Here is a 20,389-nt window from a genome sequence, read left to right on the forward strand (position 1 = left end):
CGCTGATCTCCAGGCGGCCGCCGATCTCCTTGTTGCTCAGGCCCTCCGCCAGCAGCGTGAGGATCTGCTCCTCGCGGCCGGTGAGGCTGGAGAAGGGCGTTGGCTCGGGCTTAGAGGCGGCGGGGCGGGGCCGGGCGAACAGGCGGGCGGCCAGCGCCGGCGTGACGTAGCGCTCGCCGCGGTGGATCACCTTGACCGATTGCACCAGTTCCGGCCCGCTCACGCCCTTCAGGACGTAGCCCCAGGCCCCGCCCTGCATCGCCGAGCAGACATGCTGGTCGTCGACGATGCTCGTGAGCATCAGGATCTTCACGTCCGAGCAGTGGGCGACCAGCGTCTCGACCGCCTCCGCGCCGCCGCCCAGCATCCCGATGTCGAGGATGACGACGTTCGGCTTCAGGGCGACCGCGAGCCGGAACGCGTCCGAGGCGGAAGCCCCCTCGCCGACGACCGTGATGTCGGCCTCGGCGTTCAGGGTGTAGGCCACCCCGGCGCGGAACAGCGGATCGCTGTCGATGATGACCACTTGGATCTCGGACACCTTCAACCCCCTGATCTATCGGAGTTGCGCAGAGCATGGGCGGCCGCGGCCGGTTCAGAACCGGCCCGAACGCTCCGATCGTCTGACCACTCTCGTCCTGCTTAATCGGACCCGCGCCGGCTCGTCGCGACGCGCCGACGGCGCGCCGTCACGGCCAGCCGCAATGCCGCGGACCTGTCCGCGCCACCCCCGAAAGCCGCCTCCCGCAAGGCCGCGCCGATGCCCGCCCGCAGGCGGCTCAACAGGTCTGCGACAATCTTCGGAAGGTGCCTGCTCATGGGTCTCGGCCGTACTTCGATTGCTACTTAAGTAATTCGCGCGCCATTCCCTGAGTTTCTTGTTCTTCTGCAGAGGATCCGACGCAGATCCACTGCACGTCCGATGTGCTGAGGCAATCCAAGAATTTTTGCAATAATTTTTTGTAATTAGACCTGTTTAGTACCCCTCTTCGGAAGGTTAGGTTTTCCGTGCGCGACCGTACCGGTCCGTCGGGCGGCTCGCTTGATCAAGGTTAAGCAAGGTGACCCCGAGCCTCTGTCCACAGGGCCCTCGCAGGCGGATCCGGGCCGAATCAGGGGCGCGAGTGCCCTCTTCGATTCGCCCCCCGCGCCGCGCGGCGACGACGAACCGGCATTTACGTTGATGAAAGGATTCCGTGGGCCGGACGTTTCCGAGGCCGCGAGCCGAGCCGCGAAGCGTCCTTCGGAAGAGCGGTTCCGACCCCGGATTCGGGTCGGCGGCCTGCGCCCGCATCCGCTAACATGTGCGGCGGCCGAGGCGGGGGATTCCGGACATGGCAGCAGGGCCGACGGGAGAGCGGGCGGATCCGAGCCTGTGCAGCAACGCGATGCTCCGGCAGGCGATGCGCAGCCTTGGCCAGATCTACGATGACGCCCTGGCGCCGAGCGGCCTGCGTGCCACGCAGCACGGGCTGCTCGCGAGCGTCGCGCGCCTCGGAACTCCGACGATGGGCGAACTCGCCGAGAGCCTCGTGATGGATCTGTCGGGTCTCGGGCACACCCTGAAGCCGCTCACGCGCGACGGATACCTCCGCCTCGTGCCGGACCTGCACGACCGCCGGGCGCGACGGGTCAGTCTCACCGATCTCGGGCGCGCGAAGCTCGGCGAGACCACGGCCCTGTGGAGCGGGGTGCAGGGCCGGTTCGAGGCGGCTTTCGGGCCGGAGCGCGCGGCCGAGCTTCGCGCGGTGCACGCCCTTCTCGCCTCCCGCGCCTTCCGGGAGCGGGTCGCGAGCGCGGCCAGCCGGGGGTGAGGTTGCCGACGACCTCAACCCGTTCGGGAGAGGGCGCTCCGCCCCGCGCGGGCGTCTCCGGAGGCCCGCTCAAGCCTCACTAGCGCCGCCGCGGCCGGTCATCGTCATCGTCGTCGTCATCCTCGATGTCCCGCCGCCGCTGATCGCGCCTCATCTCGCGGCGGGCGTCTTCCCGGTCCAGATCGCGCTCCCGGTCCCGGCGGCTCCGAAGGTCGATGTTCGGGCCGCCGGGACCGATGTCGATCGATTGCGCGTGCAACGGCGGTGCGCTGGACAGGCCGATCGCGATCAGCGATCCGGCAAGCAGGTATCTCATGGGTCGATCCCTCCTGGGGCTCAACGGCCTCGCGCGGCGAAAGCCGGCGCGACACCGTGATGGGAGGGGGGGCGAGCCGCACGGCAACGGGTCGCGGTCCGCGTTCGCGCCGGTCTGCCCGTCAGCCCGGCTGCTCGCAGGCGCGTGGGTCGGCGCGGTCCGCGACCAGCGAGACGGCCCAGATCGCGAATCCCCCCAGCGCCAGGGCGACGCCGACGAAGCCCGTCGCGGGCAGGCCGAGCCCGTGCGCGATGGCGAGGCCCGCCAGCCAGGGGCCGAGGGCGTTCGCGAAGTTGAAGGCGGAGTGGTTGAGGGCCGCCGCCAACGTCTGTGCGTCCTCCGCGACGTCCATCAGCCGCGTCTGCAGGATGGTGGCGAGACCGCCGCCGCAGCCGATCAGGAACACGACGGGGGCGAGCGTCCAGAGGCTCCCCACGGCGAACGGGTAGAGGGCCAGAGCCGCCGCGCTCCAGACGAGGGTGAGGCCCGCCGCCGACATCAGGGCGCGGTCGGCCGCCCAGGCGCAGGCGAGGTTGCCGACCGTGAGGCCGAGCCCGAACACGGCGAGCATGCCGGGGATCGCGGCGGGCGAGGCGTGCGTGACGGAGAGCAGGGTGGAGGCGAGATAGGTGTAGACGGAGAACAGGCCGCCGAAGCCGATCGCCCCGGTGGCGAGCGTCAGCCAGACCTGCCCGCGGCGCAGCGCGCCGAGCTCGCGCAGCGCGCTGGCGCCCGGGGCGACGGCACCGAGCGGCGCGAACAGCCGCACCAGGATCGCGGTGAGCAGCGCGAGAAGCGCCACGAGGCCGAAGCTCCAGCGCCAGCCGGCGAGCTGACCGATGGCGTTGGCGAGCGGCACGCCGACGACCGTCGCGATGGTGAGGCCGGCAATGACGCGAGAGACCGCCTGGCTCCGCCGCTCCCGCGGGACGAGCGCGGCGGCCACCAGCGCCGCCACGCCGAAATAGGCGCCGTGCGGCAGGCCGGCGAGGAAGCGGAACAGCAGCATCGTGCCGTAGCTCGGTGCCAGCGCCGAGAGGCCGTTGCCCAGGGCGAACAGCACCATCAGGCCGATGAGGAGCGTGCGCCGCGCGACTCGTGCGGCCAGCACCGCGATCACGGGGGCGCCCACCACCACACCCAGCGCGTAGGCGCTGATGACGTGGCCGGCGGTCGGTTCGTCGATGCCGAGATCCGGCGCGAAGTCGGGCAGCAGGCTCATCGCGGCGAACTCGGTCGTGCCGATCGCGAAGCCGCCCATGGCGAGCGCCAGCAGCACGAGGGTCGGGTGGCTCCCCTCGGCTGCCGCTCTCGCCACGGTCGCGGCAGGGCGGGCCGAGGGCTCGCTCAGGATCGCTCGGTCGGTCAATGCGTCGTCTCGCTTCGATCTCACGGGTGCCGGCTGACAGCTCGGGCCCACCTCGCCGGCTCGGGTGGGCCGGTGCGGCGAGGCTCTGCTGCATCTGCTCAGTTCGACGCTGCAGTGCGGCAAGCAGATCGGGACATAGATCCCGAGGTCGGGCGGGGCGAGGGCACCACGCTCGGCTCAGGTCTTCGCGGCGGGCATGGCCGCGGGAAAGCCCGATCCCGGATGGGGGGCCTCCGGCGCGTGCCGGTCCGGCGTCATTCGGGCAGCGCGAAGACCGTGAGTCGCTCGCCCGCCGCCGTATCGTGGGAGAGGGCCGCATATCCGCCGACCGCGCCGGATTCGTCGGCCGGGTCGGTCAGGCCCGCGGAAAGGCCGCTCCCCGCCCAGCCGCCGATTCCGGAGAGCACCGCCACGTATTGCCGGCCGCGATGGCGATCGGTGGTGACGTTGCCGACGATGCCGGACGGCGTCTTGAAGCGGTAGAGCTCCCGCCCGGTGCTGGCGTCGACGGCCTTCAGATAGCCTTCGGGCGCCCCGTAGAACACGAGGCCGCCCGCCGTGGCGAGCGCCCCCGACCAGACCGAAAAGGGCTCGGGGTTCGACCACGCGATCCGGCCGCGCGCACCGTCCCAGGCGATGAAGGCGCCGGTCCGCTCCTCGCGCGCCGGCGGGTGCAGGCTCAGCGTGGAGCCGACATAGGGCTGGCCCGGCACGGAGGTCACGCGGAAGGGCACCGGCCATCGGCGCAGCGTGCCGCGAGGTCAACCGGACCGGCTGCAGGATCGCGTCGCCCCGAGCGAGTCCCCGCGACCGACGTGTTCGGGGAGGCAGAGGCTCAAGGTCGCGCAGCCACGTCCGAGCCTCGGTGCCATGCCGCACGAAATCAGTACAGATCGGGGATCGGACTTTGGTCTGAAAAACAATCCGACCTTAGTCCGGCGTCGTTCGGACTTTACGTCCTGAATATCTCTTCAGAAAAATTGTATCCGATCATCAAGAATACTTTCTTCCTTCTCAAGGGAACGGCGGAACGAGGCTGAGTCCTCGGCCGCTCGAGATGGCGCACGCACGCCGGAGGCGACGGGTCATGGTTACATTGACGCGCTGGGGCAACACGCTCACCGACCAACTCAACGGCTTCAAGGTGGCCCAGACGACGGCCGTCGAGGATCAAGTCTCGGCCGCGGACAATGCCACCGATTTCTTCGCGGTCGCCTATCGTTCGACCGAGGCCGGCGGCGCCACGAGCATCTGGCTGAAGGCGCTCAACGCGGGCGGCGGCCTCTTCGACCAGGGATTGCTCAAGATCAGCACCGGACCGGGCATCGTCTCGCGGCCCGTGGTCGCGGGCGCGGGCGATGGGTTCGCGGTCGCCTACGAGTCGCGCTCGGCCCTCGGCGAGCCTGCCGACGTCAAGGTCCGCTTCGTCGGCGCGGTCGGGCTCGTGCCCGGCGAACTGACCCTCGGCTCGGCGGAGGACGACGATCAAGGGGCGGTCGTCGCGGGATTCCAGAACGCGCGGGAGAACGCGGACAAGACGGTCGATGCCAAGACGATCCTGTCCACCGGGTTCAACGTCGCCTGGATCGCCACGCCCAAGACCCTGCCGGCCGGTGCCGACGCCCGCTACGGCGCGGTGAAGTTCCAGCGCTACGCGATCGATCCGACGAATCCGGACGGCGTGGCCCCCAAACCCGCCGGTCTCGACGGGGTCGTCGGCGGCACGGACGGCGACGCCGTCCTGACGCTCGCCGCAAGCGGGCGCAACGTCGCCATGACGAGCCTCCACGACGGCGAGAGCGTGATCGCCTGGATCGACCCGAACAACCACGTCCGGTTCGCGATCTTCGACGCCGACGGCTCGCAGAACGACATCCGCTTCAACCCGAACGCGGCCGGTGCGGGCGGGACGCTCGCCTCCGACGCCGCAGCGATGGACACCCTCGTCGATGCCATGCTCGGCACCGCGAATGCGGCGAGCAAGCTCGTGATCGCGAACATCGCGGGCACGACCGATTTCGTGATCGCTTGGGTCGAGACCGTGAACGGGATCACCTCGGTCGTCGCGCAGGTTTTCGCCGCCGGCCCGGTCGCGAACACTTGGACGGTCGATGCCGCCCGCGAGATCCGCTACGACCTGCCCGGCACTTTCGGCGGCACCTTCAGCATCGCCGGCCTCGGCGAGGGCACCTCGCAACTCGTGCTCACCTGCGGGGTCACGAATTCCGACAGCACGACCGACGTGGTCTCGGTCGCCTTCGCGACGGACGGGACGCACAGCTCCGCCTCGACCGTCTTCCAGGGCGTCACCAGCCCGGACGGCTTCGCCTCGACGGGACTCGCCGGCGACCGCGCCGTCATCGTCGGCAGCAACGGCGACGTGACCGCGCAATTCCTCGATACCCGCGACTACCTGGGACCGCCCTTCTTCCAAGAGGGCGACCGCCACCGCGCGGACGGCCGCGTCGACGCCAAGGTCGACACGATGATCGGCACGAGCTTCGACGACGACCTGCGCCCCGGCCTCGCCGCCGACACCGTCTGGGCCGGCTCGGGCGACGACCTGATCGAGGGCAGCGTCGGCAGCGACGCCATCCACGGCGGCGCCAACGGCTCGAAGGGCGATACGGTCTGGTACACCGGCCTGCAGAGCGCCTACAGCGTCAAGAAGAACGCCGACGGCTCGGTCAGCGTCGCCCACAACGGCGGCATCGAGGGGCCGGACACGCTCTGGGACGTCGAGCACATTGCCTTCAACGTGCACGTGAAGGCGGACGGCACCCTCGACCGCAGCCAGCAGACGATCCTCGACCTCGCCACCGACGTGCAGCCGCGCTCGGATTCCCCCTCGCACTGGGGCAACACCAACGCGGACCTGAACGGCTTCCAGGTCGATGCGGCGACGAGCGACCAGAGCCGGCCGGCCATCGCTGACAATTTCGGCGAGGTCTTCGGCGTCGCCGCACTCGCCGGCACGGGCGCGGCTACGCAGGTTCGGCTCCAGCTCTACAACCACGACGGGACGCCGGACGCCTTCCTGCCCCTGCCCATGCGGCTCGACGACGGCAGCGGCACCATCAGTGCGGGTACCGGCGTCGCCCTCGTCGGATGGGGCGACGGCTACGAGGCGGTCTGGGGCGAGGCGACGAGCGACGGCGTGCGCCTCGCCGCCCGCTTCCTCGGGCCGGCGAGCATCATCGGCAACGAGGTCAAGCTCGGCCTCGGCGGCCCGCTCGCGGCCGGGCAGGTCGTCGACCAGCACAGCGTGGCGATGGCGGGCTACGAGAAGGTCGTCACCCTCGATGCTGCGGGCAAGCCGCTCGACGTCCGCACCGGCTTCAACATGCTCTGGGTCGAGACCGACCGCGCCGGTTGGAATGCGGCCGGCAACGGGGCTTCGGGCCACGTCTATTTCCAGCGCTACGAGGTGCAGGCGACCGCGGACGGCGCCTCCTTCCAGGAGCCGAAGGCCGCCGGCCTCGACGGGCAGGCCGACGCGACGCTCGCAGAGGGCGCATCGGGATCGGGGCCGAACAATGCCGTCTTCGAACTGACGGGCGGCGCCCTCGGGCGCGACCCGAGCGTCGCGGTGGCGCATGACGGCGAGAGCGTGATCTCCTGGATCGAGCGCGACGGGACGGGGCAGGACCGCCTGCGCGTCCGCCTCCTCGACCAGAACGGCGCCTTCATCGAAGGCGTCGCCCTACCCGACGGCGTCGCCGTGGCGAATGGCCAGCTCGCCCGCGCGGTCGCCCTCGGCGCCGGCAATTTCGGCCTGTTCTGGGTTGCCGATGCCGGCAACGGCGATCTCGTCGTCCTCGGGCAGACCTTCGTCCTCGGCGGCGCGCCGGGCACCTTCGTGGCGGGCGAGATCGTCGAGGCGGGCCGGCTCGGCAAGGCGTCGGTCTCCGGCGGTCCCGGCTTCACGGGCGAGTTCAACGTCGTCGGACTCGGCGAGGACAATGATGGCGGCGTCGTCACCTACAGCGTCTTCGAGAACGGCCAGACCGCCATCAAGGCGTTCAACTTCGACGGGGGCGCCAACGGCTTCGGCCACGCCGTCACCCTCGACACCGCGACGGGGCTGACCGAGAAGGGCCACGGCATCGCGGGCCTCGTCAGCGACAGGGCCGTCGTCGTCTGGAACGAGGTCTCGGCCGGCGACAGCGACATCAGGGTCCAGATCATCGACACCCGCGAGGGGCCGCAGGAGATCTTCGGGGACCTCGTGCGACCGGACGGCACGACGCAGGCGCGCCGCGACCTCATCGTCGGCACCGTCAACGACGACTTCATCAACGGCCAGGGTCTTGACGACGCGATCCAGGCCGGGATGGGCAGCGACACCGTCATCGGCGGGGCCGGCAATGACCATCTCGACGGCGGCCAGGAGCGCCTCGGCGACACGCCCGGCCACGGCACCGACGACGACGTGGCGGTCTATTCGGGCAACCGGGCCCAGTATTCGGTGACCCTCAACGGCGACGGCAGCTTCACCGTCAAGGACATGCGCAACCCGCGCGAGCCCGCCACCAATGCGGGCCCCGACGGGCGCGACGTCGTCAAGGATTTCGAGCACCTGAAATTCGCCGACGGCGCCGTCGACATGACGGCCTTCCTTCCGCTTGCGCCGAACGCCTTCGCGCCCCCGACGCCGGACGGCACCTACGCCGTCCGTCCCTGGGGCCCGCATGCCGACACGGGCGAATTCATCGTCAACGACGGCGCCCTGCGCAATCCGGCCGGCACCGCGATCGCCAATCCGCGGGCCGGGCTGCAGCACGACCCCGTCGCGGTCGCGATGCAGGACAATTACGCCTTCCTGTGGGTGGAGGACGATGGCGCGGGCGGCCGCAGCCACCTCTACCTGAAGGCCTACACCTCGCTGGGCGAGGCCGATGCCGCCTTCGGCATCGGCGCGGGCGCGGCGGGCGTCATCCGCCACGAACTCGGCGACGGCACCGGCCTCATCGCCCACGTGGCGGCGAACGTCGCGGGTGATCTCGGCGTCGCGGCGGCCTGGGAAGAGACGGCGAGCCCCGGCGCGACGAGCCGGATCAAGGTCGGCTTCGTCTCGGCACTAACCGGCAATCTCGGCGAGATCGCGGTGCAGGATCACGGAACCGGCGCGCAGACCGGGGCCTCGGTCGCGGGCTACGAACTCCTCGACGCCAACAACAAGACCGCCGAGTTCGGCTTCAACGTCGCCTACGGCCAGGGCGGGCGGATCTACGTCGACCGCTTCGTTCTGCAGACGGGCACGGCCGGACCCGAAGTGCTGCCGGGCTCAAGCCTCGGCTCCTCGGTCGATCTCGGCGCGGGCAGGGGCGCCTCGACCGCGATGCTGCATGACGGCCAGCTCGTGACGAGCTGGATCGACGACCAGGGCCGCGCCCAGTACGCGATCCTCGATCCCGCCAGGATCGGCACGGGCGCCGACCCGATCCTCGCCCGCTCGCCCGCGGGCGGCGACGGCGCCGCAACGGCCCAGGCGATCGTCGGCGTGGGCTTCAACTTCATCCTGGTCAAGCAAGACGCTGGCGGCCTCGTCACGGCCACGATCCACAACGCCACCGGCGACCCGCTCGGCAGCCTCGATGCGCCCCTGATGCTCACGGGTCTTGCCCCGGGCGCGACCTTCCAGGTGGTGCCGACCGCCGCCGAGCAGGGCTTCGCGATCTACTGGCACGACGCAGCCGCCCATCAGGTGAAAGGGCAGGTCTACGACGCGGCCGGCATCCATCTCGGCGGCATCTTCGACGCCTTCCCGGACGGGTCCACCACCCTCGGCGTGCCGGGCGTGGATCCGAGCTTCTCCTTCTCCGTCGCGGGGCTGGAGGACGGGCGCCAGATCGTGGCGGCCGAGGGCAGCGCCACCGCCGGCGCCACCGAGCAGGACATTGTCGGCCAGATCCTCGACACCCGTCAGCCCGGCAACCTGATCATCGGGCCGCGCGAGGGCGCGCCCCGCGACGTGATCAGCGGTACGGCGGGCGACGACGTTATCGACGGGCGCGCGCTCGCCGACGAATTGCACGGTGCGGGCGGCAACGACCTGATCCTCGGCGGCAGCGAGAACGACCTCCTGTTCGGCGACACGGGCGACGACATCCTGATCGGCGGCAGCGAGAACGACACGCTCTCGGGCGGAGACGGGGACGACCTCCTCATCGGCGGCTTCGGGATCGACGACCTCGACGGGAATGCCGGCAGCGACACCGTCTCGTATCGCGGCGAGGTGGCCCGCTTCCTGATCGACCTCCTCGGCGGCCCCACGCCGGCGGACGGCACCACGCGCTCGAACCGCGATCCGAATACGGGGGCGACGAACGCGGCCTTCCAGGCCGAGGACACGCTCCACAACATCGAGAACGCGGTGGGAGGCGAGGCGGCGGACGAGATCCGCGGCACCAACGGCGCCAACGTGCTCGAGGGCCGGGGCGGCGACGACATCATCGACGGCCGCCTCGGCGACGACACGGCCGTCTTCAGCGGCAAGCGCGCCGACTACGACATCACGCAGGATGCGAGCGGCACCATCATCGTCAAGGGCGCCCGCGGCGACGGCCTCGCCGACGGCAGGGATACGGTCTCGAACGTCGAGCATTTCCGCTTCACGGACGGCGACTTCACGGTCCAGCAGCTCTTCAACACGAATACGGGCGGCGGAGGCACCGGCACGCCGAAGATCACCTTCGGCACGAACAGCCCGAGCGTCCTTGAGAATACCGAGCACGCCAGCATCACCACGCTCACGACGAGCGGCTTCCCGACCGGCACACCCGTCCTGAGCCTCGTGAGCAACCCCGGCGGCCTCTTCGCGATCGAGAACGGCGTCCTCGTCGTGGCTCCGACCAAGGCCCTCGATTACGAGACCGCCCGGACCTACAGCCTCGTCGTCCAGGCCCGCACCGCCGATGGAACGACGGCGACCGCGACGCTCAACCTCGCGGTCGGCGATGTGAACGAGGCCGCGACGACGCTGACCGCCGCCGGCACCGGCACGAACGGCGCCCTGACGGTCCTCGAGAATTCGCCCGGCGGCACCCTCGTCGCCAAGCTCGCGGCGAACGATCCAGATGTCGGGGACAGTCTCGTCTACACGCTCGGCGGGACCAACGCGGCCCTGTTCCAGATCGTCGGCAACGAGCTTCAGGTGAAGGCCGGCGCCCTGATCGACTATGAGACGGGGCCGCGCAACCTCAGCGTTGACGTCACCGTCCGGGATGGGGCGGGCCACACCCTGACCCAGACCTTCGGGGCCATCGCGATCGGAAATGTCAGCGGCAATTTCACGGGCACGGCGGCGAATGAGACCTTCGCCGGCACCTCCGAGGAGGACACGATCCGCGCGGGCGGCGGCAACGACGTGCTCAACGGTCAGGCCGGCGACGACCAGCTCTTCGGCGAGGCCGGCACCGACCGGCTCGACGGCGGGCTCGGCGCCGACCGGATGGACGGGGGCGCCGGCAACGATACCTTCGTGGTCGACAACGTCGGCGACGTGGTCATCGAGGGGGCGAACGGCGGCACCGACACGGTCGAATCCGCGATCAGCTTCAGCCTCGCCGCCCTGCCCAACGTCGAGAACGTGACGCTGACGGGTAGCGCCAGCATCAACGCCACCGGCAATGGCGGCCAGAACGTGCTGTTCGGCAATTCGGGCAACAACGTCCTCGACGGCGGCGCCGACCGCGACGCGATGACGGGCGGCGACGGCAACGACACCTACCTCGTCGACAACACGGGCGACGTCGTCACCGAGACGAACGCCAACGCCGCGGGCGGGATCGACACCGTGCTCGCCTCCGTGAATTACCGGCTCACCAACAACGTCGAGAACCTGACGCTGACGGGCAATGCCCAGACCGGACAGGGCAACGCGCTGGCCAACGAGCTGCGCGGCAATGCCCAGAACAACACCCTCGACAGCGATCTCGGCAATGACAGGCTGTTCGGTTTCGCCGGCAGCGATACGCTCCGCGGCGGCGAGGGCAACGACTTCCTCGCAGGCGGGGCGGGCAACGACACCCTCACCGGCGGGAACGGCAACGACGTCTTCGCCTTCGAGATCGGGACCGGGCGGGACACGGTGACGGATTTCCGCAACGGCCAGGACCGGGTCGACGTCAGCGCCTTCCTGCACACGGGCACGGAGCTCAACGCCTACCTCAGCGGGACGCGCGCGTCCGGAAACTACGTGACGGCGGCGGGCAACAACGTCGAGCTGCACCATCTCGCCAACGGGGTCGACGAAGTGCTCGTGCTCACCGGCGTCACGCGGGCGCAGATCGACGCGAGCGATTTCCTGATCGGGTAGGCGGCCACGGGCGGGGGCCTCGGGCCCTCGCCCTCCAGACCATATTCCCATTTCCGCCGCTTTGGCGTGGCACTCCGGTTGCTTGCCCGGTCGTAGCGGCGGAGGGGATGCCCGTGCGAAAGATTCCTCCCGGCGTCGGGCCGAAATTCCCGCAGGTGGTGGTCGTCGTCGGGGCCACCGGCGACCTCGCGCGGCGCAAGCTCCTGCCGGGCCTGTTCCATCTCTGCAGCGCGGGCTTCATCCCCGAGTGCCGCATCGTCGGCGTCTCCCTCGACGATCTCGATGCGGCGGCCTTCCGGCGCCTCGCCCGGGAGGCGGTCGACCTGTTCTTCGTCCGCCCCGTCGACGAGGCGGCCTTCGCGGCCTTCGCCGAGATGCTCGACTACGTGCCGCTCTCCGGCGGCGCCCCGGCGCTCAGGGAGGCGGTGGAGCGGGCGGAGGCCGCGATCGGTGCCGAGAGCCGGCGCCTCCACTATCTCAGCGTCCCGCCCGCGGCCGCGCTCCCGGTGGTGCGTCTTCTCGGCGAGGCGGACCTCGTCGCGCGCTCGCGGATCATCATGGAGAAGCCGTTCGGGACGGATCTCGAGAGCGCGCGCCTCCTCAACCGGATGCTCCACGAGGTCTTCCCCGAGGATCAGATCTTCCGGATCGACCACTTCCTCGGCAAGGAGCCGGCGCAGAACATCCTCGCCTTCCGCTTCGCCAACGGCCTGTTCGAGCCGATCTGGAACCGCAACTTCATCGACCACGTGCAGATCGACGTGCCCGAGACCCTGGGTCTCGGGCAGCGCGGCGCCTTCTACGAGGCGACGGGGGCCTATCGCGACATGGTGGTGACCCACCTGTTCCAGATCCTCGGCTTCATGGCGATGGAGCCGCCGACCTCGCTCGAGCCGCTGCCGATCAGCGAGGAGAAGAACAAGGTCTTCCGCAGCATGGTGCCGATCGACCCACGCGACGTCGTGCGCGGCCAGTACAACGGCTACCGTGCGGAGGAGGGCGTCGATCCGGAATCGGATACCGAGACCTTCATCGCCCTTAAATGCGCGATCGACAATTGGCGCTGGGCCGGGGTTCCGTTCTTCCTGCGCACCGGCAAGCGCCTCGCGGAAGGGCAGCGCATCATCTCGATCGCCTTCCGCGAGCCGCCGAAGAGCATGTTCCCCGTGGGCTCCGGCGTGGGCGCGCAGGGGCCCGACCATCTCACCTTCGATCTCGCGGACGCGACCAAGATGTCGCTCTCCTTCTACGGAAAGCGCCCCGGGCCGGGGATGCGGCTCGACAAGCTGAGCCTGCAATTCGCCATGCGCGACACGGGCATGCTCGGCGAGGTGCTGGAAGCCTACGAGCGCCTGATCCTGGACGCGATGCGGGGCGACCACACGCTGTTCACCACCGCGGACGGCATCGAGCGCCTGTGGGAGGTCTCGACGCCGCTCCTCGAAGCGCCGCCGCCGGTGCGCCTCTACGAGCCGGGCTCCTGGGGGCCGAAATCGATCCACCAGCTCGTGGCACCCCATGCCTGGCGCCTGCCCTTCGAGCGCTCCTGGCGCGACCCGGACGCGCACGGGGCTTGAGCCGGGCGCGGGTCGCCTCTCCCGGATGGGAGAGGTGGTCCACGCCTAGGCCGCAAGCGCCCGGTCGAGACGTCGAGATCAGCCGTCGAGCCTCGCGAGGAGCGCCGCGCCCGTCGCGCTCACCGCGTAGCGCGTGCGCTGCGTCCGGGCATCGCGATCGGAGACCGCCAGGAGAGCCGCCGGGCCGGCCAGCGTCGCGAGCGCCCGCAGCACGAGGGCGTGCGCGATGCCGAAGACGCGGGCGAAGGTCCGGCTGTCTGCCGCCAGCCCCAGGCGCAGGCCGGCGAGGATCCCGGCCTCCAGCAGGGCCAGATCCGGCCGCAGGTCGGCGATCCGGTCGGTCTCGGCCAGGAACGTCTCGGCGTCGGCGGGCGCGACGCTCATGCCGCCACCGCCCGCGGGCGGACCCGCACGAGCACCGATTTCGAGGTCGGCGTGTCCGAGTGCTCGCCGAAGCTCGACAGGGGCACCAGCACGTTGAGCTCGGGGTAATAGCCGGCGAGGCTGCCCCGCGGCATGTCGAACGGCACGAGACGGAAATCCGTCGCCACCCGCTCGACCCCGTCCTCGTGCGCGCAGACGAGATCGACCCGCTCGCCGGCCCGGGCGGTGAGTTCGGCCAGATCGTCCGGATGCGCGAAGACCACCTGACGCTCGCCGTAGACGCCGCGATAGCGGTCGTCGAGGCTGTAGATCGTGGTGTTGTACTGGTCGTGCGAGCGGAAGGTCTGCAGGACGAAGGTGTCGCCTGCCGTGCTCGCGCGCTGATGCTCGGTCTCGCCCGGCAGCGGGTCGGCCGAGAAGGTCGCCCGGCCGCCCGCCGTGTCGAAGACGCGCTCGGCCGCGAGGTTGCGCAGCTTGAAGCCGCGCGGGCGCCGGACACGCTCGTTGAAGCGCGAGAAGCCCGGGATCGTGTCGGCAATCAGGCCGCGGATCCGGTCGTAATCGTCCGCGAGCCCCGCCCAGTCGACCCGTTCCGAACCCACGGTCGCAGCCGCCATCCCGGCGATGATGCCGATCTCCGAGCGCAGCTCCGGCGAGGCCGGCTTGTTGATGCCGCCCGAGCCGTGGACCATGCTCATCGAATCCTCGACGGTCACGATCTGCGTCTTGCCCCGGCTGTTGCGGTCGATCTCGGTCCGGCCGAGGCAGGGGAGGAGATAGGCGATCTGCCCCGGCAGCAGGTGGGAGTGGTTGAGCTTCGTCGCGATGTGGACGGTGAGCCTGCATCCGGCGAGGGCCTTGGCCACCACGGCGCTGTCCGGCGTCGCGCGGGCGAAGTTCCCGCCGAGCCCGATGAAGGCCTTGGCCGAGCCGTCGAGCATCGCCCGGATCGCGGCCAGAACGTTGTGGCCGTCCCGGCGGGGCGCCTCGAATCCGAAGCGGCGCTCCAGCGCGTCGAGGAGGGCCGCCGGCGGCCGCTCGTTGATGCCGACCGTGCGGTCGCCCTGCACGTTCGAGTGGCCGCGCACGGGACACAAGCCCGTTCCGGGACGCCCGATATGCCCGCGCAGGAACATCACGTTGGCGATCTCGCGGATCGTCGCGACGGAGTGGCGGTGCTGCGTCACGCCCATCGCCCAGGTGGCGATCACCGTGTCGGCTCCGAGATAGACCTCGGCCGCGGCCTCGATCTCGTCCCGGCTCAATCCCGACTGGTCGAGGATCGCCGCCCAGGCGGTCGCCTCGACGGCGTCCCGATACGCCTCGAAGGCGGAGGTGTGCTGGCCGAGGAAGGCGTGGTCGAGCAGGGACGGGCGGCCCGCCGCGATCTCGGCCTCGTCCCGCGCGAGGACCACCTTGGCGATGCCGCGGAAGAATGCCATGTCGCCGCCGAGGCGCGGCTGCAGATAGTGGCTCGCGATCGGCCGGCTCGCGCCGCGCAGCATCTCCACCGTGTTCTGAGGATCGGCGAAGCGCTCGAGCCCCCGCTCGCGCACGGGGTTCAGCACGACGACGCGGGCGCCCCGCTCGGCGGCGCGGCGCAGGTCGCCGAGCATCCGCGGATGATTGGTGCCCGGGTTCTGGCCGACCACGAAGATGGCGTCGGCCTTCTCGAAATCCTCAAGCAGCACCGTGCCCTTGCCGGCACCGATCGCCGCCTGGAGAGCGATCCCGCTCGCCTCGTGGCACATGTTCGAACAATCGGGGAAGTTGTTGGTGCCGTAATGGCGCGCGAACAGCTGGTAGAGGTAGGCGGCCTCGTTCGAGGCGCGGCCCGAGGTGTAGAACTCCGCCTGATCCGGATGGTCGAGCCCGCGGAGCGTCGCGCCGATCTCGGCGAAGGCCTCGTCCCAAGCGACCGGCAGGTAGCGGTCGCTGCCCGCGTCGTAGCGCATCGGGTGGGTGAGGCGGCCCTCGCGCTCCAGCGCGTAGTCGGTCCAGCCGCGCAGCTCGGTGACGGTGTGGCGGGCGAAGAAGGCGGGCGGCGTGCGCTTGTCGGTCGCCTCCCAGGAGACCGCCTTCACGCCGTTCTCGCAGAACTCGAAGGAGGAGCCGTGCTCCGGGTCGCCCCAGGCGCAGCCCGGGCAATCGAACCCGTCCGGCTGGTTGGCGCTCAGCAGGGCGCGGGCGCCGGAGAGCGGCGCCCGGCTGCCGAGGAGGTGCCGACCGCAGCTCTTGAGGGCACCCCACCCGCCCGCGGCGGAGGAGCGCTTGGGGGAAGAGGACCGATCCATCGGACGTGCGGCTCCGGTGACTGCGACCACGCGACCGGGCACGACGAAGCCCTCGCGGCGCACGGGGCATGCGCCGAGGAAGCCCTCTCGGGCCGCACTCGCCTGTCCGGAACTTCGCCCTCCGCGGCACCTCTCAAGCGGGGCCGCGTCAGCAGGTCAGAAATAGCATCTCGCCGCGCCTCGTGGGCGACCGTTTCGGTGCCTGCGAGGTATGGGTGTCATGCATGGCTCGCGCAGCTTCTACGGTGAGCCCTCTGCTGAGCGGGTAGCTGGTATGCCAGGCTTCGGTCCCGGTCCGCGCCCGAGCTGTCGCGCCGCGACCGAAGGGCGGTTCCGGCGTTGAAGCCGATCCGGCCGGTTCGGCACCGGCTCCGGACATGGGGGAGACGATGGGTTCGCTCGTCGATGGACATTGGCAGCCGCGGCCACTCGATGTCGCCGGGTCGGACGGTCGCTTCCGCCGCCAGGAGAGCCGCTTCCGCCATTGGGTGACGCCGGACGGCGCCCCCGGACCGACGGGAGAGGGCGGATTCCGGCCGAGCCCGGCCGCTACTGCCTCTACGTCAGCCTCGCCTGCCCCCGGGCGAGCCGCGCCACCATGATCCGGCGTCTGAAGGGACTGGCCGATCAGATCGAGCTCGCCGTGACCCACTGGCACATGGGCGACCAGGGCTGGACCTTCGCCGAGGGTCCGTGCGTGACCGGTGATCCGGTCAACGGCGCCGCCTACCTGCATCAGGTCTATGTCGCGGCACGGGCCGACTATACCGGGCGCGTCACCGTCCCGGTGCTCTGGGACAAGGTGCGCGGCACCATCGTCAGCAACGAATCCGCCGATATCCTGCGCATGCTGGGCAGCGCCTTCGATCAGGTTGGTGCCCGCCCGCTCGACACCTATCCGCCGGATCTCCGCGAGGAGATCGACGCCCTCAACGCACGGATCTATGCGAGCGTAAACAACGGCGTGTATCGCGCCGGCTTCGCGACGACGCAGGCGGCCTACGAAGAGGCTGTCCTACCCCTGTTCGAGACACTCGACTGGCTGGAGGACCGCCTCGCGCGCTCCCGCTACCTGACCGGAAGCACCCTGACCGAGGCGGACATCCGCCTGTTCACGACGCTGATCCGGTTCGACGCGGTCTATCACGGCCACTTCAAGTGCAACCTGCGCCGGATCGTCGACTATCCCGCGCTCTGGCGCTTCGCGCGCGACCTCTATTGCCTGCCCGGCGTCGCGGAGACCGTGAACTTCCACCACATCAAGCAGCACTATTACGGGAGCCATCCGTCGATAAACCCGTCCGGCATCGTGCCGTCCGGGCCCGTGCTCGACCTCGGCTCCGTCGACGGCAGCGGCTGACCGGCGCCAGGGACATGCTCCCGAAGTGGTAGCTCGCATGATCGCGTCGTGGCGGGCCCCGACTCGCGGTAAAGATTCCTGATCTGGGCCGTGCCGCGCGCTGGCACGACCGCATCCGTCGGGAGGGCACATGCGTGCGATCGTTCGGGCGCTCCTCGGGGCGAGCCTCCTGTCCTCGCCGGCGACGCTCGCCCGGGCGCAGGACGTGCCGATCTCCTCGGCTGCGGCGGGCGTGCCGCCGGGACCGGAATCGCGCTCCCTGCCGACGCCGCAGCCGGACCTGACCGCGCTGCCGGACCTGACCGCGCTGCCGCCCGCGCGGACGGATGCGCCCACGATCGGTGAGACCACTCCGAACTACGAGACGATCTCAACCTACCAGCGCCGTGCGCAGCAGAAGCTCGACGAGGCCGAGCGGAACTGGAAGCGGATCACCGCCTCGATCTGCTCCGGCTGCGGCACGGCGCCCGCCCCGGCCCGCAGGAATGCCGTCACGCCGGGCGAGGTTCTGGCGCGTCGCCTTGTCCCCGCCGACGCCGCGGTTTCGACCGCGCAGGCGAGCGCACCCGCACCCGCAGCACGCACGCGGCTCGCGCGCGGCGCCACAGGGGAGGTCGGCACCGTTGCGGCCGCCGAGGCGCCGAAGGTCGCCCGGCCGAGGGCGATCCGCTCGGCGCGCGTCGCCGCGGCTGCGCGCAAGCGGCTCCGCCTGGCCGTTCTGCGCCGCCAGCACGCGATCCGGTCGCGCATGGCCGCTCGACGGGCGCGCCTCGCGATGCTTCGCGCGGCTCGCCGTCAGAGGCAGGTCGCCCGCCCGCGGATCCGGGCTGTGATGGCGCTTCCGCGGGCCCGGCACGGCGTCCGGCAGCGGTTCGTGTCGCTCGGATTCGTGACGCTCGGCGTCCGGGACCGCGGCCTGCCCGCCCTCTCCGTGCGGCCGGGCTGCACCTTCGGCTACGGCTACGCGCCCGACCGCGAGGGGCGCGGTGGCGCCTGTCCCACGGGGCGCTGACGGACCTTCCGGATTCCCGAGCAGGAAGCGGGTCGTGCCGGCTCGCACGCTGTGCTTCCCTGTGCGGACGGGGAGGGGGCCGATGTCGTCGAGGAAGCCGATCCTGCCGAGCCTGTGCCTCGGTCCGCTCCTCGTCGCTCTCCTTGTCGTCTGCGCCGCGGCGACCGGATCCGGGATGCCGGAGGCCGGCCGCTACCGGACCGAGATCCGGCTCGAACTGCCCTATCTGGATGGAGCGGGCGCCCGCAAGACCGTCGATCTCTGCGTGACGGAGGAGGCCGGCACGACGGGCGGGTTGACGGTCCTCAGCGACAACAACCCGTTGGCGTCCTGCCCGATCTCGAACATGATCCGGGACGGCGCGAGCCTCAGCTTCGTGATCGCCTGCGAGGGCCGGAACGCCGCGTGGGGGCATGCGGCCTACACACTCTCGCCGACGGGGTTTGAGGGGCGGATCGCGATGCGGATGGGCGGCAAGAACATGACCATGACCGAGGTCCAGAGCGGGCATCGAACGGGGTCCTGCGCCGCTCCGGCGCCGGCGCCGTGACCGGCCACCTGACCCGGCGCGGCCTGATCGCCGGGGCTGCCTGCCTCCTGCCCGTCGCCGGCCGGGCCGGCGGTGGAGGCACGCTGCTCCTCACCCATCCCGCCTTCGTGGCGCATGAGACCGGCCCAGCCCATCCGGAGCGCCCGGCGCGGATGCGCGTCCTCGACGAGGCCCTGGCGGGACCGGATTTCGCGGGGCTCCGGCGCGAGGCGGCTCCGCTTCGGGCCGATGCCGAGGCGGCGATCCGCCTCGCCCACGACCCGGCCCATCTCGACCGCATCCGCTCGCTCGCCGCCGATCCGGGAGGTCTGCCCGCCCGGATCGACGCGGACACGGTGGTCTCGGCCGGGACCTGGGAGGCCGCCCTGCGCGCGGTCGGCGCGAGCCTGAGCGCCGTCGACGCGGTGATGGAGCCGGGATCGGGCATCGCTAACGCCTTCTGCCAGGTCAGGCCGCCGGGCCACCATGCGGAGCGGGCGCGAGCGATGGGTTTCTGCCTGTTCGACACGGCCGCCATCGCCGCCCTCCATGCCAGGGCCCGGCACGGGGCGGAGCGCGTGGCCGTCGTCGATTTCGACGTGCATCACGGCAACGGCACGCAGAGCATCTTCTGGTCGGATCCGAACCTGTTCTACGCCTCGACCCACCGGATGCCCTGGTTCCCGGGCACCGGCTCCGCCTCCGAGCGCGGCGCGGGCAACATCTGGAACGCGCCGCTCAGGGCCGGCGACGACGGCGGCCCGTTCCGGGAGGCGTGGACGCGCCACCTGCTGCCGGCACTCGACGCATTCCGCCCCGATCTCATCGTCGTCTCGGCGGGGTTCGACGCGCATGAAGGGGACCCGCTCGGCGGGCTGCGGCTGCAGGCAGCCGATTTCGACGAGGTCACCCGCGCGATCGCCGAGGTGGCGCATCGGCGCTGCCGCGGCCGGATCGTCTCCGTCCTGGAGGGCGGCTACCGCCTCGACGCGCTGGCGGCCTCGGCGGCCGCGCATGTCCGGGCGCTGATCCGGGCGGCGTGAGCCCGCCCGCGCAGGCCCCGCGGGGCCGGACGGCTTCGTAGCATTTCGTTCCATCGCAGATCGGCCACAGGATCGCCCCAGAATGGTCGAGCCCGGGTGGATGTCTGCGCCGCGAGGATGCGGCGCGGAATGTCCGCCCGTCGTGACAGGCTCGGGAGAGCGGGACGGCGGCGGCTCCGGATCAGCGAGGGGGCCTGCAGCGGAATCATGGAACACGCTTCTCCGTCGACACAGGGGCGCGAGCGCGGTGCCCGGGCGGGCAGCAGCCCGATGCCGGCGCTGCTCGCGCTCGCGGGTGCGGCCGGCCTCGGCCTCGCCGGCAGCCTGTGGGCCCCGACCTCGCCGCCGGCCCCGCGCCCCCAGCCGCCGAC

At 71.0% G+C, this 20,389-nt stretch carries 11 protein-coding genes and 2 pseudogenes; 7 read left to right on the forward strand and 6 right to left on the reverse strand.

The annotated features are described in order from the left end of the window. Positions 1–541: response regulator transcription factor (locus E1J50_RS20945; RefSeq protein ID WP_132255732.1), on the reverse strand; the 541-nt coding region annotated here is incomplete at its 3' end. A gap of 793 nt (positions 542–1,334) precedes the next feature. Here E1J50_RS20945 and E1J50_RS20950 point away from each other — a divergent pair. Beyond that, the gene (locus E1J50_RS20950) at positions 1,335–1,814 is read left to right on the forward strand and encodes a MarR family winged helix-turn-helix transcriptional regulator (protein ID WP_132255733.1); all 480 of its coding nucleotides are present in this window, start codon (positions 1,335–1,337) and stop codon (positions 1,812–1,814) included. Positions 1,815–1,893: 79 nt separating this feature from the next. Here E1J50_RS20950 and E1J50_RS20955 read toward each other — a convergent pair whose 3' ends face one another. The 3 genes and pseudogenes from E1J50_RS20955 to E1J50_RS20965 form a co-directional block, all read right to left on the reverse strand. After that, positions 1,894–2,130 carry a hypothetical protein gene (locus E1J50_RS20955; protein ID WP_132255734.1) on the reverse strand — a complete coding sequence of 79 codons (237 nt, stop codon included), beginning with the start codon at positions 2,128–2,130 and terminating at the stop codon, positions 1,894–1,896. 121 nt (positions 2,131–2,251) lie between these two features. Continuing rightward, positions 2,252–3,481 carry an MFS transporter gene (locus E1J50_RS20960; RefSeq protein ID WP_425374956.1) on the reverse strand — a complete coding sequence of 410 codons (1,230 nt, stop codon included), beginning with the start codon at positions 3,479–3,481 and terminating at the stop codon, positions 2,252–2,254. 272 nt (positions 3,482–3,753) lie between these two features. Beyond that, a pseudogene (locus tag E1J50_RS20965) lies at positions 3,754–4,227 on the reverse strand (PQQ-dependent dehydrogenase, methanol/ethanol family); the annotation flags it as partial. A 359-nt stretch (positions 4,228–4,586) separates the two neighbouring features. Here E1J50_RS20965 and E1J50_RS20970 point away from each other — a divergent pair. Continuing rightward, entirely contained in the window at positions 4,587–11,819 is a 7,233-nt protein-coding gene (locus tag E1J50_RS20970) for a hypothetical protein (protein ID WP_165937935.1), read from the forward strand. A 113-nt stretch (positions 11,820–11,932) separates the two neighbouring features. Continuing rightward, positions 11,933–13,396: a glucose-6-phosphate dehydrogenase gene (gene zwf / locus E1J50_RS20975; RefSeq protein WP_245516680.1), complete on the forward strand. Its 1,464-nt coding sequence runs from the start codon at positions 11,933–11,935 to the stop codon at positions 13,394–13,396. Between the two features lie 78 nt (positions 13,397–13,474). On the opposite strand, the gene E1J50_RS20980 is transcribed toward zwf, so the two are convergent. Both E1J50_RS20980 and E1J50_RS20985 read right to left on the reverse strand, forming a co-directional pair. After that, the gene (locus tag E1J50_RS20980) at positions 13,475–13,780 is read right to left on the reverse strand and encodes a hypothetical protein (protein ID WP_132255737.1); all 306 of its coding nucleotides are present in this window, start codon (positions 13,778–13,780) and stop codon (positions 13,475–13,477) included. After that, positions 13,777–16,074, reverse strand: coding sequence for an FdhF/YdeP family oxidoreductase (locus tag E1J50_RS20985; RefSeq protein ID WP_132255738.1), 2,298 nt, complete (start codon positions 16,072–16,074; stop codon positions 13,777–13,779). Before E1J50_RS20985 ends, E1J50_RS20980 begins: the two co-directional genes overlap by 4 nt. A 389-nt stretch (positions 16,075–16,463) precedes the next feature. Here E1J50_RS20985 and E1J50_RS20990 point away from each other — a divergent pair. The 4 genes and pseudogenes from E1J50_RS20990 (at position 16,464) to E1J50_RS21005 (ending at position 20,018) form a co-directional block, all read left to right on the forward strand. Further along, positions 16,464–17,434, forward strand: a pseudogene (locus tag E1J50_RS20990) (glutathione S-transferase family protein). Positions 17,435–17,564: 130 nt separating this feature from the next. Next, positions 17,565–18,446 carry a hypothetical protein gene (locus E1J50_RS20995; protein WP_132255739.1) on the forward strand — a complete coding sequence of 294 codons (882 nt, stop codon included), beginning with the start codon at positions 17,565–17,567 and terminating at the stop codon, positions 18,444–18,446. Between the two features lie 82 nt (positions 18,447–18,528). Continuing rightward, a complete protein-coding gene (locus tag E1J50_RS21000; protein WP_132255740.1) occupies positions 18,529–18,996 on the forward strand; it encodes a DUF3617 domain-containing protein in 468 nt (155 codons plus the stop codon). Next, positions 18,993–20,018 (forward strand): histone deacetylase family protein, encoded by a 1,026-nt coding sequence (locus tag E1J50_RS21005; RefSeq protein ID WP_132255741.1) that lies wholly within the window; start codon positions 18,993–18,995, stop codon positions 20,016–20,018. The genes E1J50_RS21000 and E1J50_RS21005 overlap by 4 nt, the downstream gene beginning before the upstream one ends. Positions 20,019–20,389 lie beyond the last annotated feature (371 nt).

Source organism: Methylobacterium segetis (genome assembly GCF_004348265.1).
GTDB lineage: Bacteria > Pseudomonadota > Alphaproteobacteria > Rhizobiales > Beijerinckiaceae > Methylobacterium > Methylobacterium segetis.

What these genes read in the sequence shown, in the direction of transcription:
- E1J50_RS20950 (WP_132255733.1), top strand. Translation starts at nt 1,335, where the DNA reads ATGGCAGCAGGGCCGACGGGAGAGCGGGCGGATCCGAGCCTGTGCAGC.
- E1J50_RS20955 (WP_132255734.1), bottom strand. Translation starts at nt 2,130, where the DNA reads ATGAGATACCTGCTTGCCGGATCGCTGATCGCGATCGGCCTGTCCAGC.
- E1J50_RS20970 (WP_165937935.1), top strand. Translation starts at nt 4,587, where the DNA reads ATGGTTACATTGACGCGCTGGGGCAACACGCTCACCGACCAACTCAAC.
- E1J50_RS20980 (WP_132255737.1), bottom strand. Translation starts at nt 13,780, where the DNA reads ATGAGCGTCGCGCCCGCCGACGCCGAGACGTTCCTGGCCGAGACCGAC.
- E1J50_RS20985 (WP_132255738.1), bottom strand. Translation starts at nt 16,074, where the DNA reads ATGGATCGGTCCTCTTCCCCCAAGCGCTCCTCCGCCGCGGGCGGGTGG.
- E1J50_RS20995 (WP_132255739.1), top strand. Translation starts at nt 17,565, where the DNA reads ATGCGTGCGATCGTTCGGGCGCTCCTCGGGGCGAGCCTCCTGTCCTCG.
- E1J50_RS21000 (WP_132255740.1), top strand. Translation starts at nt 18,529, where the DNA reads ATGTCGTCGAGGAAGCCGATCCTGCCGAGCCTGTGCCTCGGTCCGCTC.